The following is a 13640-nucleotide window of genomic DNA, read 5'->3' on the forward strand; positions in this document are numbered from 1 at the left end:
TCATGTTATTTAAGCTTTCTATGTCAGGCCTAAAAAGTAAGTTGCAAGATTACATTGTTTTACTTGTTGGTCTTATTGTCTCTATTTCAACTTTTTATATGTTTCAAACGCTAGCATCCAATAAAACGTTCCTTGAATCTAACTCTTCTATTAGGGATATTGTGGCTGTCTTTAAAATTGGTTCCGTTTTGTTAGCGATTATCACATTTTTCTATATTTTATATGCAAACTCTTTCTTATCAGCTCTTCGTCAAAAAGAATTTGGTATGTATATGATGTTAGGAGCAAAAAAGCATAAAGTTACCTTACTTATGTTCATTGAAACAATCATATTAGGTGCCACCTCTCTTTTGATTGGAATTACAATTGGTGTAGGACTTGCAGAAGGTATCGGTCAGCTATTAATGAAACAACTCGAGTTTGCTGGCGAAGGTTATAAAGCATTTTATCTGCCATCTATAGCTATTACTTGCATCTTTTTCTTTGCACTCTTTGTATTATCTGCAATTATGAATAGTATTAAATTATCTCGTATTTCTGTACTGCAACTTGTACATGCTGATGAACAAACAGAACGTGTTGCCATAAAAGGAAAAATGACAGTTGTAGTTGCATTCCTTGGTATTCTTTTATTGGGTATTGGTTATGCATCACTTATTTATATATCATATGCAAATTCGCTAATTGTTTTGGGATTAATGGCTGTTGGATTAATCTCAGCAACTGTTGGTACTTACCTTATATTTGGATCACTTCTTCCAGTTATGATTAACAAGCTAAAGAGTAATAAAAAACGTAGTGAAAAAGGCCTCAATGCTTTTACTTTTGCACAATTAAATTTCCGCATTAATAGTCTAACAAATGTGCTTGCAACAGTAGCAATTTTAGTGGCTCTTGGTGCTGGTGGAATTGCTTGTGGTATGGCATTTAAAAACAACATCCTAAAAATTACAGATCAAATACAAATTTACGATTCAGTCATTCATAATCCAACAGTGGAAGAAAAGACAATTTTGGGTAGTATCTTATTTCAAGAAAAACTTGAATATCATTACAAAGTTGATGATAGATATGTTTATTATCTTAAAGAAGATGTAGAGAAAAATCGCCCTTTCTTGCAAGGTATGAAAATAGAGAAAGCTTCAGAGGAAATACCAATTGGTGCATTTTCAATAAAACGGGCTGAAGGAGAGACAGACACAAAACAATGGATTCAGGTTTTCAGAACGATCCAGCCCAATTATTTATATCCTGATTATGAAATAAAAATTGTAGATTATAACATATACAATGGATTGAAGGGGAAAGAAAGTATTGTGTTTATGGGGAAAACAGATGATTTTGGATCATACATAAAAGAATGGAAAAAACTTGATGAATTACAGATAGCAAAATATAAAAATGTGAAAGCGGAAGAATTGGGTAGTAAGTATCAAACATATATTATGAGTCATGATTTTGCCAGCGGACTAATGTTTATGGGTTTCTTCGTTGGAATTGCATTTTTAGCAATGATGGCAAGCTGCTTAATGTTTAAAGTTCTGTCGGGAGCATCAAAAGATGTAACACGTTATCAAATGCTTCATAAAATTGGTGTTCGCCGAGAGTTATTAACAAAATCGATTTATAAAGAGTTATTCTTCATATTCTTATTCCCAGCAATTGTAGGGATTACTCATATATTAGTTGGTATGAACATGTTTAGCCCTCTTGTAATCGATCCGTACTCTCGCATTTGGTTACCACTTGTTATTTTTGTAGTAATTTACTCGATGTATTACTGGATTACTGTTCAATTATTTAAAGGAATTGTACTCCCTAAAAAAGATTAATGTAATGATGTTGTTTATCCCGCATTAACGGGCAGCACGATTGGTGAGGGCTCATAATCAGTGGGGGATGAACAAACCCCACTGATTAAAGTTTCACTTTATCTTCTACTGTACCTTGTAACTACATTTTACCTTGCTGTAGAGAAACAAAAAAACATTTTTCTTATTCAATAATTCCAATTTCTAGAGCCTTTTGAACAGCTTCTTCTTTGTTACGGACTCCCAGCTTTGTATAAGCTGTGGAAGCATAATTTCTGACCGTACCATTCGATAAATATAACCTTGATGCTATGGTAGTGTATCGAAGTCCCTTTGCTACTAGCTGCAATATTTCTATCTCCCTAGCTGTTAGCTCATAAGCGGTTGCTTTTGATTGTGGTGTCTCTTTTTGCTCATCAAATTTCTCAAATATTTTGTGAGACATTCCTTGATCAATCAGTGTCCCACCTTTGTGAATAAGTCGGATCGTATTAGCTAGCTCCAATGTTTCAATAGATTTGAGTAAAAAACCATCCGCACCGTTGCGAAGCGATTCCAACGCCTGTTCGGTATCCTGAAAAGTGGTAAAAATCAATATGCGGATATGTGGCCATTGTTGCTTAATCTTTTTGGTTGCTTCGACCCCATCCATGTGTTGCATATCTAAATCCATAAGTATAACATGAGGCTGAAGGCGCCCACACAAATCGATGGCTTCATTGCCATCCTCGGCCAAACCGACTACATTTAAATCTTCATATCTATCGAGTAGTGTCCTCAAACTTTCCCGAACAAACGGCTGGTCGTCTACAATTAACAAACGAATAAGTCCATCTTTTATTTCAGTTTGTCGCGGTATGGTACATGTAACAAGCATTCCTTCATCTGGCTTTGTATATACAGACAATTGACCTTGCAAATTCATTGCTCGTTCTTTCATTGCATTCAGACCGAAGCCTTCCTGCCATTCTACATTTCCTTTTCCATTATCTTGAACTTCTAATCTCGTATATTGTTGTTCAAACTGCAATGAAACTATAATTTCAGTTCCCTGACCATGACGTACTGCATTCGTAAGGGACTCTTGTAAGCAACGAATGAACGCTATCTTCGCTTGCCGAGACAATTCATATTCCTCTCCGTATGCCCGAAAACTTACATTAACCTGAGCGTGCTCCTGAAATTCGGCTCCAAGATTTTGGAGAGATTGAATTAAGGAAGGCGATTGACAAGGAGACTCCATTTGATGTAGGTAACCTCTCACGTCCTCGATGCTTTTACGTCCCATTTCAAGCAGAGAATCTAGCCTCTGTATACCCATTTCAGTAGCAAGTTCGGTGCGCAACGTTTCCATCCCCATAATAATAGAAGTATAAGCGTGACCAACTGTATCATGAAGCTCACTCGACAGTCTGTTTCGTTCTTCCGCCAGTGTAATGCGTTCAATCTGAGACATATATTGCTCAAGTACTGCGTTTTGTTTACGAATTGATTCATTTTGTTTATGATTGACGATTAATAAATGAAAAGCGAAGCCCATTACATATGCGAATCCATAATAGGTGACCATAATCCAATAGCTATTACTTGGCGAGACCGCATAGAAAATTCCAGTTGTTACAAAAACCGTTATTGGAGCTGTCCAATAATAGGACAAATGCTTACTATTCGCAGCAATTAGAAACACTGATATAAGAAATGTGTTGTAAGCCCCTGGAAATAATGAGGTTAAATATATACATAGTCCACCATACAGCAGTATTTCTGTGAACAAATAATATTTATAATTGAATAGTAAGGCTACCCATGGAACAGAGAAGGCAATAATTTCCCAAAGAATAATAATCCAAAGTGGTAATGTTAAACCATCCTGAAAATTTAATGTAGCTAGAATGATAGACACACTAGCAAGTAGGCGTACCCCTAACATAATCCAATCATACCAAAACCAATACTTAACCATATCTAACAAGTCCTTTACCCCCTAAATAGCCTACCATTTTACTTCCTATATTATAATTTAATCCTTCCTGCCTTATTATACTTTTTAATTGAAAACTACGATACTACTCACAAACTGCAAACTTCTATTGATTTAGTTGCCGAATCATACTACGTGTATAGCCCCCAATTTTCTTTGTCAAACCATCGACTATTCTAATACTTATGGCGGTAAATACTATACCCATAAACATTACAAAGAGTGACTTGGCAAAAGTATCTATTTGTATAAATATAATATTCATATCGATGTATCGATACAGTAGTGGTGCCAACAGGAACATAAGTGGCATTACGTAAAAAATGATTGCACTAATGAGACTGAAAATGCCAATCGTAAATTTCTGCATTAGCCAATAGACAGCACACCAAGTGCGACGATCTGTTAGCACTAATTTCACCTGAGACCAGTTCGATGTATCCATTGTTATACTTCTATCGTAAGAGTCTGTTGAAATATCTGTATAAATTTTCGTCTGTATGCGCTCGAATTGGATAAAGGGTGTGGTAGTCTGTAGTACGCGTATAACTAGTGGAATCCCAACAACAGTAAATGAAAGGGTTAAACTAAATAGCAGAGCTATTAGGTAAAAACAAAAATAAAACAATCCTGTACCGAAAGTTAGCAATAAAAAATAACCATTCTGGATGAATCTTGATTTCATAAAGTTCATCGCTCCTATCTATGTAATAACCGAATCATACTGCTTTTTTTGTCATTCTCACTAGTGTAAAAGTGTCATATGACAGTTCTAAATGATGTTAAAAAGGGGAGAGCAGCTTACTTCTGGTTAAAAAAGATGCTTTTATCCCGCTATTTACTGGGCAGTAAGACTCCCACCTCAAAATTCAGCGTTAGGTGGGGGGCGGGCTGCCGGTAAACGCACGATTGGTGAAGGCTAATAATCAGTGGGGGATGAACAAAAACCTGCTGATTAAAGTTTCACTTTATTAATCCTCACAAAACAATCCCGTTCTTACATCTGCAAGAACGGGATTGTTTTGTACTTTTATTTAATATGAGATGGACTTGTTTTTCGAATATGAAAAATAATATCAAATTGCTCAAACAATGAAGTATCAAAATACACCGAACTGTTCGGGAGGATTTGTCCCCCTATACTTAGTAATGGTCTTTTTGCTTTAACCCATTTTTCTGCTTGTCCTTTAAGGTGACGGTTATCCAATAAAAACATTTTATATGGCACTTTTCCGAGAGTATAATTGAAACTTTTTACATCTTGTGGAATAGTGTCGGTTGTAATCTTACCTCCAGTGGAAGGATCATATTCGCTGTATAAGGTAAAATTCCCCTCCGTAGTTGTACTACCAATTGTGACATAATTATTGTCTAAACGTTCCTTCAAAAACTGCCCCGCAACATAAGGGTATAATTTCTCATCGATAATTCCTTTAGCTATATGAATATTGTGTGCCCATACCATCGTTTTACCACCAAATGTCTCTTGTGCCCACATTGCATGATCGGCCAAGTATTGTTCATGTAGTTTTATTATACTTGGATAGTCGTTAGGAAGTAGCATTGTGGTAAATTTCTCTATTGCACTTGCCGTTGCTTTCGCCCAGATGTACTCGGATGGGATTATTTCTGTGTTGGCTTGCTCATTCTCATCTTTTAGTAATCGGGCTACTCTCTCAGCGTTTGCTTTAAACTTCTCTTTTCTTTCAGGAGCAAGTTTCATATATTCCTGTATACTTCCAGTAAAAGAAGACAATTCTTTATAATTTTCTTCTACTTCTGCCAGCAAATCTGGTCGATGGAGCCTTACATAATCAATTACTTTATTAAAGCTACCTTGGTCCAATGCCTTTAAGTCGAGCCCAATAAATTGGATCTTTTTTTTATTGGATGGATCAGCATTATAATCTTTCATCCACTCAATCATGGCTATAATTTCATCAGTAGGATATAACAATTTTAAAAATTCCCTAGGGTTTCCTTTTCCTGTTTGGATGTATTCATTTAGTTTTAAGCCGTTTCCCCAATCTTCTTCCATTGCAAAATTCGTAAAACCCATTTCAGTAACCAAATATTTCACAAGGCGAAACTTCATAGTAAAAATTTCAGAGCTTCCATGAGTATTCTCTCCTAATCCTACATATTGCGCGTTCCCAATCATTTTCTTAAGTGGTTTTAAATCTTCAAATGGTTTTGACGGCTCTATCGTTTTTAATGGGTTAGCCTGTGATTGTATTGATTTAACTATATTTTTTTGGACTGATTGACCTGAATTTTCGACTGCTACAGTTTGAGCGTTTCCTACTTCTGCGCATCCTGTGACTAATAAAGCTGTACTAACCATTGCAATCATTCTTTTCTTATTCATTTTTGCCCACCTCAATTGAATTATTTTTATAAACAAGATTGATTCATGTACTTGCACGAATCAATTGCCTTGATTCAATTGTTATTTATTCCATATCATATTTTCTAGTTACATATTGTCATAAGATTAATTGACACAAGTCATAGGTTAATCATTACACTTTTGTACTATCGGCTATGACAGTTTATAAATAATAATTAAATTGTTGAATCGCAAGTAAGACTAGATTATGAATTTGGGAGGGATTTTAAAGATGAATGATCTGTATGTCAAAATATTTTTATTCTAAGTTGTAGCTGTTGAAATGACAGGAAGTAAATTTGATAAACAAATGAATAAAAGGGGAAGGGCGGATTACAATGTTATTACACGGAGAAGCATTCCACAATAAAGATAAAATCCAACGTGCTAAAATAGGACTTCAACTCTTTCTAAGTATCTTAACCATTACTTCTATTATTCTAAATGTAGTAGTAATGATTACTAAAAGTATGCCGCTTATTGTGGTATATATGTTTACCCCAGCATTTTCTTCTATTTTGACTCGCATAATATTGAAAGAAGGGTTTAAAGATGTATCTTTTAGTCTCGGTAACTTAAAGATATGGAAGGGGATTGGTTTTGCTCTGCTAATACCTATGATTATTTGTGGAATTACTTATTCTATCGCCTGGTTGAGCGGAATTGCGAAGTTTCAGCCCCCGCAAGGTGGTATGCTAGAAGCTATTTACAATATACTTGGATTTCAGTATCTACCGATACCATTAAGTTTCATTTTTATAGTAGTATTGAGCGGAGTTTTAGGAAGCTTGCTTAACTTAATCCCAGTTATGGGGGAAGAAATAGGATGGCGAGGTTATATGCTCACAAGGCTAATCGATGCAGAGTTTTCACGTCCCATTCTTATTAGCGGATTAATTTGGGCAACGTGGCATGTTCCAATTGTTATTGCTGGTCTATATGTAGAGGGAACATCTGCCCTACTTTCAGTACTTGGCATCTATTGTTGTATTGTGCCATTCAGTTATATTACAGCTTATTTACGACTTATCACAGGTAGCGTTTGGCCTTCGGTTATCATTCATACTACTTGGAATGCCATTATTCAAGGACCTTTCGCACGTGCAAGTACAGGAGATCAAACTGAGATTTGGATTGGAGAATCTGGTTTGATAACCGCTATTATTATCTTGGCTACTGCAATAATTATGTCTCGAATCGTAAATTCTACTAAATAGCATACGGATGTGTTTTAAATTCCATTAGTGTAATATAACGATACAGAAATAAGAAGCTCCTAAAAATATTAGAAAAAATCTAGTTGAATAGACTCTTACTTAATCTTAGGCTGCTGGATATATGGGAGACATCAAGCTAAGGGTTTAATTTATAAAAATAAACTTGATTGTCATAAAAAACATAATGTTTTTCATTTAAAGGCTATGAGATGAAATTTCATCATCTTCATCACGTTAGACCTTCAGGAAATAAAAAGTTAAACGATTATACAAATACTCTAACTGAAAAAACGATAGTCCTTTTATCAAAAATGTAGAAGGACTATCGTTTATTTTTTTGACAAAATTAGGGGTTGATGTTCATAAAAATGGATAATATAATTCGTATTTTACGTAAAGAGAAAAATTTCCCCCTAGAATATTAAGCTAAATCTCTTGGTGTGACGGTTGATTTAAGTTTCACTTTATGACTTGTAAAGGGCTGTTCGATGCATCGTACTATTAAAAAATCTAAATTTAATTATTAAATTGCGATAAAATGTGGTCGGAAATAATGAAATTTTAGGAAAAATAAGGTACACTAGTCTATGATTTTAGTTGAAAATCGTTTGACGTTAATGCATACGGGGGAAAGATTGATGAACAACAATACAACAAATGAATCAGTTGAAGAAATTGATCAAAAACGAGTAAGATCAAAAAAACGTTATACAAATTGGAAGTTTATCGCAGCGGGTATTGGTGTAATTGCACTTCTTATTGGGGGAATGAGTTATTATCAGGCAACTCACTTCAATTCGAATGTTACAATTAATGACACAAAAGTTGGTGGTCTGAGCGCTGATCAGGCAATACAGAAATTAAAGACATCTGGACTAGCAAACAAAGTCTATGTTGATCAACAACAAATTTTAGATGAAAAAGATACAAAAACGGAACTTACGGAAAAAGATTTGCCTCAAGTTAAGAAACTATTAAAAAGTCAGTGGACATTTTTCCCTTCCTCAAAGGGAGAAAATTATTCATTACTACCAGAGAAGGCAGATCAGTATCGTAGTGAAACGATGAAAAAACTTGTAGAAGAAACGCTCATCTCTATGAATGAAAAATTAAAAGCGCCTCAAGATGCTATGGCGAAGCTAGAACAAGGGAAAATTGTTATTTCGAAAAGTGTTGAAGGAAAACAGTATGACGTTACTAGTCTACTGAAAGATTACGATAAGCAAAAATATAAAAGCGAAATTCATCTGAAGTCTGCATACATAAAACCTATTAAAGAAGACGATCCGATTGTCAAAAAAGAGGAGAAAGCACTACAGAATCTTCTTGGGCAGTCTGTTGAGTATAAAGTGCAGGATGAAGTTTATCCTTTAAAAGCGAAAGATTTAATTCAAAATGCCTCTATGTCAAAGGATATGAAAGTTACAATTGATGCGAGTGACATTAAGAAGAAAATTACTGAAATTAATAATGCCAAATCAACATTAAATAAAGATTTCTCATTTAAAACGCATTCCGGTTCAGTTATATCAGTAAAAGGGCAAGGCTACGGCTGGGCACTAGATGTTGAAAAAGAAACTAAACAAGTTCAACAAGCCTTTGAGAAAGGCGAAAAGGCGCTTTCTGCTTCTAATATTCACGGAAATGGTTGGGAGAAGGAAGGTATCGGTTATAAAACAACAGCGAATAATGGCATCGGAGACACGTATGCGGAAGTTTCAATTGCAGAGCAACAAATTTGGATTTATAAAGATGGAAAATTAGTCGTTACAACAAATGTAGTAACGGGTAAACATAGCACGGGTGAAGATACATCACCAGGTGTGTGGTACGTCCTATACAAACGAACACCATACACGCTAAGAGGTAGCGCAGTAGGGAAAGCTGATTATGCAGTTAAAGTAGATTACTGGGTTCCATTCACCAATAGCGGTCAAGGATTCCACGATGCCGGCTGGCGAAAAGACTGGGGAAATAATGCTTATTTAACAGGAGGATCAGGTGGGTGTGTGAACCTTCTTCCTAATGTTGCAAAAACTGTATATGACAGTTTGAACACGTATGATCCAGTAATTGTGTACTAAAAAATAGCTACGTATCTAGAAATAAACAAAGTAGGAAATCTTATCTGATGGTATATGAAAAAAACACCTCTTGCATTCGCATACTAAGTGTGCAAATGTAATGGAGGTGTTTTTGTTTGAATATAAAAGTGTATTGCTTATAAGAAACAAAGTAGAAAGAGATTAAGAATAAGTATTCAAATAATCAATAAAATTGACAATGAATATCATTTTCACTTAATATAGAATCGTCGCATTTAATTAGACATGAATTTTTGTTAATATAATAGATTTCTATTAAGTTGTCATATTTACGAACTATCATTAAATATTTTAAGAATTTAAACGTAGGAAAGGGTAATATAAAATGAACTGGAAAAAAGGCGGGTTATGGGTTATTATTTTTTTCGTTGTAAAAGGCACGATTTCTACACTTTTAATCGTTACAGGTGCTAAATATTTTGATTTATCATTTATGCAACTTATCTTATTAATTCTGACCTTATTAGTGATTTCTCTAATAAGTCGAAAGTTACTGTATAGACATAAACAAAACAAAAAGCAAAAAGAGCTAAATATATAATGAAGCCCCAGAGACCATTGGATTTCTGGGGTTTTATTTTGATAGTTTTTTCGCATGTATATTAATTTAACAGAATAGGTTGTCCAAAATGATAAAATCGATGATGTTTAAAATGCGTCAGTTATTTTTACATAAGGATTGTAGAGAGCCTTTGAATCAATCTTTATTCTGAAGCTACAGACACGTATAAATTATGCTCTTTTTTCAATTGGTAGTTTAAATGTAAAAGTACTGCCTTCTCCTAATCTACTTTCAACCGTAATTTCTCCTCCATGTAGTTCGACAATCCATTTTACCATCGACAATCCTAAACCTGTGTTTCCGATGTTTGAAGATGTTCGTGCTGCGTCAACTCGATAGAAGCGGTCCCATATTTTAGTAATATGTTGCTCGCTGATGCCGATGCCATTATCGGAGACTTTACCTATTATGTTGGTTTCATCACGGAATAGTTGCATATGCACAGTTCCGCTCGCTTTACTATAAGCAATCGCATTCGTTAGTAAATTCATTAATAAACGCATCATCAATGTTTGATCTGCTTTAATAAACAGGTCTTCCTCTATATTAGTTGTTAATTCAATCGAAGCTTCTTGAACCATTAATGAAAGTTCTTCTACAACGATTTCCGTTAATTCACTCATATTGATACATTCAAATTGGAAAGTATTATGGTTTCCTTGGTCAGCTCTTGCTAATAATAAAAGTTGTGAGATTAGAGCGGACATTTTACGTGATTGCTTTAAAATTACTTCTAACGATTCTTCCATTTCTTTCGGGTTATTCCTCTGCGATAAAGCGTATTCGCATTGTGAAATAATAACAGATGTTGGTGTTCTTAATTCATGAGATGCGTCAGATGTAAATTGTTTTTCACTTTCAAATGATGTCTCCAATCGCTCAAACATTTTGTCAAAGGTTTGTGCTAAATGATACATTTCGTCTTTCGGTGAACCTTGTAAATTAATTCTCTTCGAAAGGTCTTTACCATCACCAATTTTACTGGCGGAATCACTCATTTGTTGCACAGGTCGAAACGCCCTTTGCGTAATAAAATATCCTCCGAATGCCGCAATAAGAATAAGTAATGGGAATGAGATGATTGTTACCACGATAAGCGTATTCATCGTTGAGGATAATTGGTTCATAGTCATTATTCCACGAACCCAGACTTGCTCATCTCCGCCTGCATTATGGAGAAAATCATATACTATCCATTCTTTATTGCCGTCTTTAATGGTTTGTATTTCATCGGATTTAAGCGATATCTTTTTATTAAAGCTTGTTGGACTATGTCCTACCAACAGCTCACCTTGTTTACTATAAATGCTTATATTTACTCCATCTTCTAAGGTTTCAAAATCATCGTCAATCTTTAACTGTCCATGCTTATATTCGATATCTTCCATGCTTTCTTTTACTGTGCTCTTTAATTGATCTTTCATATTAAAAAGCAAAACTTTATCTGAAGAAGTTAAAATAAAAGCTAACACGAGTGCCATAATAATTACAATTAGCCCCGTATACCACAGGGTCACTCTCATTTTTATTGATAGTCTTTTCATGATTCTACTCGCAATACGTAACCAGTTCCGCGCACTGTATGAATTAACTTCGTTTCAAACTGGCTATCAATTTTTTTACGAAGATAGCGGACGTAAACATCAATAATATTCGATCCGCCTTCATAGTCGTAATTCCACACATGTTGCTCAATTTTATCTCGTGTCAGCACAACTTCTTTATTACGAATCATATATTCTAAAATAGCAAATTCTTTACTGGAAAGAGTGATAACTTGGTCTCCTCTTGTTACTTTATGCATATTGCAATCTACCACTAGGTCAGCGATTTCAAACACATTAGATGTATTTCCTGTTTTTCTTCGCATTAACACTCGAATTCTTGCTAACAGTTCATCAAAAGCAAACGGCTTTACTAAATAATCATCTGCACCTAAGTCGAGTCCTGTTACACGATCATCAATTGTATCTTTAGCTGTAAGAAGCAAGATAGGAGTTGCATTATTGTCCGCGCGTAATCTTTGTAATACGCGTAAACCATCTATTCCGGGAATCATAATGTCAAGGACAATCAAATCGTAGGTAGCCATGTTTATATAATCTAGGGCATCTTCTCCATTCCCACATGCATCGACACTATAATGTTCTGCATTTAATCGTTTCACCAATATATTTTGTAAGTCTTGTTCATCTTCGACGATAAGAACTCGCATTAACATTCTCCTTTTCTTCTTATTAATATGTATCACTATAATTCCAAAACATTAAAGAAAGATTAGAAACTAGTTAATTATATCATTTTATCCCGCATTAACGGGCAGTAAGACTCCTCCCTCAAAATTCGGTGAATGCGAGGGAGGTAGGGATTAACTGCCTGTAAAAGCCTTCACTTTATTTTTTTGTACATTAATCTTCCTTTAATGTTTGTTCAGTAATATAAAGGCAAGGATAAGGTGCACATGTAAAGGGAGGAAAACAGAATGGGAAAATGGATGCTGATTGGAGCAATGTCCTGTTTATTCTTAACAGCTTGTTCTACTCAAGTTGATAACAATACAGAAGTACAACAACTGAAAGTGGAAAATGATAAATTACAAAAAGAAGTCGCTCAACTACAACAAGAACCAAACAAAACACAAGCTGCTACAAATGATAAGAAACAAATACAAGATTTCAAAAACGAAGTCTCATCTATTGTAGAAAAGGCAAATAACACGAAACCAGTTGGAGCAAAAGAAGATAACTTAAATACGTACTTAGCAGCAAAAAAAGAAATTGACCAATTGGATGACAAGATAGATCTATCTGATAATCAGCTAGAAGCAGATTATCACGCTGGAACGATAACTGTTGAGCAATATCAAACGCAAGAAAAAGAACACGATATACTGGAAGATCAATTAGAGCAAGCAGAAAATGCACTTGAAGCAAGATTTGGAATAGATGATTAATCATTAAGGAGTGGATGAAAATGTTAAAACATAAAAAGAAAATAATTATAAGTGTAATTGCTATTTTAGTAAGTGGTATTGCTATTGTTGGTGGATATTATGGTATGGGTTACAATTATGCAAAAAAGAATGAAAACTACACAGAGAAACAAGTTCGTGAAATTTCTTTAGCTCATACAAATGGAGAAATTATTAATGTGAAAAAAGAATTCGAATTAGAAGATGACAACTTAGCACAATCAAAATTTGAATATGAAGTGGAAATCAAGACACCTGATAATCTGTTAAATATTTTAAAAGTTAGTGCTAGAACAGGTACAATAGAACTCAATAATGAAGATTAAATAAAGATCGCGTATTTGAAAAAACTCCGAACAAAATTTGTTAGGAGTTTTTTCATGTTTATACTTTACTATTTTAAAATGTGGAAAATCTCCATACTTCTACAATCTATATAAATGACTCAAGCTTCGCATCTTTTGAATGCCCTGAAGCGCTAAACTTAAGCAAAATAATGAGATATTCTATGGAAGAAAGTTGAGGGAGCTAATCGCATATGTTTTATTGAAAGACCAACTATGAGAAGTCAAGGGGAGTTTTTTATATAAATAGGGGGTGTTTT

General features: G+C 34.6%; 11 protein-coding genes. 6 read left to right on the forward strand and 5 right to left on the reverse strand.

The annotated features are described in order from the left end of the window. Window positions 1-2 precede the first annotated feature (2 nt). Entirely contained in the window at window positions 3-1832 is a 1830-nt protein-coding gene (locus CQ064_RS19720; RefSeq protein ID WP_000897821.1) for an FtsX-like permease family protein, read from the forward strand. A 163-nt stretch (window positions 1833-1995) separates the two neighbouring features. On the opposite strand, the gene CQ064_RS19725 is transcribed toward CQ064_RS19720, so the two are convergent. The 3 genes from CQ064_RS19725 to CQ064_RS19735 form a co-directional block, all read right to left on the reverse strand. Beyond that, window positions 1996-3783 (reverse strand): helix-turn-helix transcriptional regulator, encoded by a 1788-nt coding sequence (locus CQ064_RS19725; protein WP_000886432.1) that lies wholly within the window; start codon window positions 3781-3783, stop codon window positions 1996-1998. Window positions 3784-3898: 115 nt separating this feature from the next. Next, entirely contained in the window at window positions 3899-4477 is a 579-nt protein-coding gene (locus CQ064_RS19730) for a sensor domain-containing protein (RefSeq protein ID WP_000842194.1), read from the reverse strand. A 345-nt stretch (window positions 4478-4822) separates the two neighbouring features. Next, window positions 4823-6160: an erythromycin esterase family protein gene (locus CQ064_RS19735; RefSeq protein WP_001036229.1), complete on the reverse strand. Its 1338-nt coding sequence runs from the start codon at window positions 6158-6160 to the stop codon at window positions 4823-4825. Window positions 6161-6519: 359 nt separating this feature from the next. Between CQ064_RS19735 and CQ064_RS19740 the strand changes: the two genes are divergently transcribed. The 3 genes from CQ064_RS19740 to CQ064_RS19750 all read left to right on the forward strand — a co-directional run bounded on the left by CQ064_RS19740 (window position 6520) and on the right by CQ064_RS19750 (window position 10044). Continuing rightward, complete coding sequence (locus tag CQ064_RS19740) at window positions 6520-7398, forward strand: CPBP family intramembrane glutamic endopeptidase (protein ID WP_000924279.1); 879 nt, start codon at window positions 6520-6522, stop codon at window positions 7396-7398. Between the two features lie 638 nt (window positions 7399-8036). Then, window positions 8037-9482 (forward strand): L,D-transpeptidase family protein, encoded by a 1446-nt coding sequence (locus CQ064_RS19745; protein WP_001064062.1) that lies wholly within the window; start codon window positions 8037-8039, stop codon window positions 9480-9482. A 346-nt stretch (window positions 9483-9828) separates the two neighbouring features. After that, on the forward strand, window positions 9829-10044 hold the full coding sequence (locus CQ064_RS19750) for a hypothetical protein (RefSeq protein WP_001104104.1): 216 nt from the start codon (window positions 9829-9831) through the stop codon (window positions 10042-10044). Between the two features lie 191 nt (window positions 10045-10235). Here CQ064_RS19750 and CQ064_RS19755 read toward each other — a convergent pair whose 3' ends face one another. Together CQ064_RS19755 and CQ064_RS19760 are read right to left on the reverse strand one after the other, a co-directional pair. Continuing rightward, on the reverse strand, window positions 10236-11609 hold the full coding sequence (locus CQ064_RS19755) for a sensor histidine kinase (protein WP_014482073.1): 1374 nt from the start codon (window positions 11607-11609) through the stop codon (window positions 10236-10238). Then, window positions 11606-12280, reverse strand: a complete 675-nt coding sequence (locus CQ064_RS19760) for a response regulator transcription factor (protein ID WP_001264527.1) — start codon at window positions 12278-12280, stop codon at window positions 11606-11608. The genes CQ064_RS19755 and CQ064_RS19760 overlap by 4 nt, the downstream gene beginning before the upstream one ends. A gap of 267 nt (window positions 12281-12547) precedes the next feature. On the opposite strand from CQ064_RS19760, the gene CQ064_RS19765 reads away from it, so the two are divergent. Then, complete coding sequence (locus tag CQ064_RS19765; protein ID WP_000521301.1) at window positions 12548-13018, forward strand: hypothetical protein; 471 nt, start codon at window positions 12548-12550, stop codon at window positions 13016-13018. Window positions 13019-13038: 20 nt separating this feature from the next. Continuing rightward, on the forward strand, window positions 13039-13362 hold the full coding sequence (locus CQ064_RS19770) for a PepSY domain-containing protein (RefSeq protein ID WP_000912131.1): 324 nt from the start codon (window positions 13039-13041) through the stop codon (window positions 13360-13362). Window positions 13363-13640: the final 278 nt, after the last annotated feature.

It is taken from the genome of Bacillus sp. MYb78 (assembly GCF_002975115.1).
In the GTDB taxonomy this organism is placed as follows: Bacteria; Bacillota; Bacilli; order Bacillales; family Bacillaceae_G; genus Bacillus_A; species Bacillus_A cereus.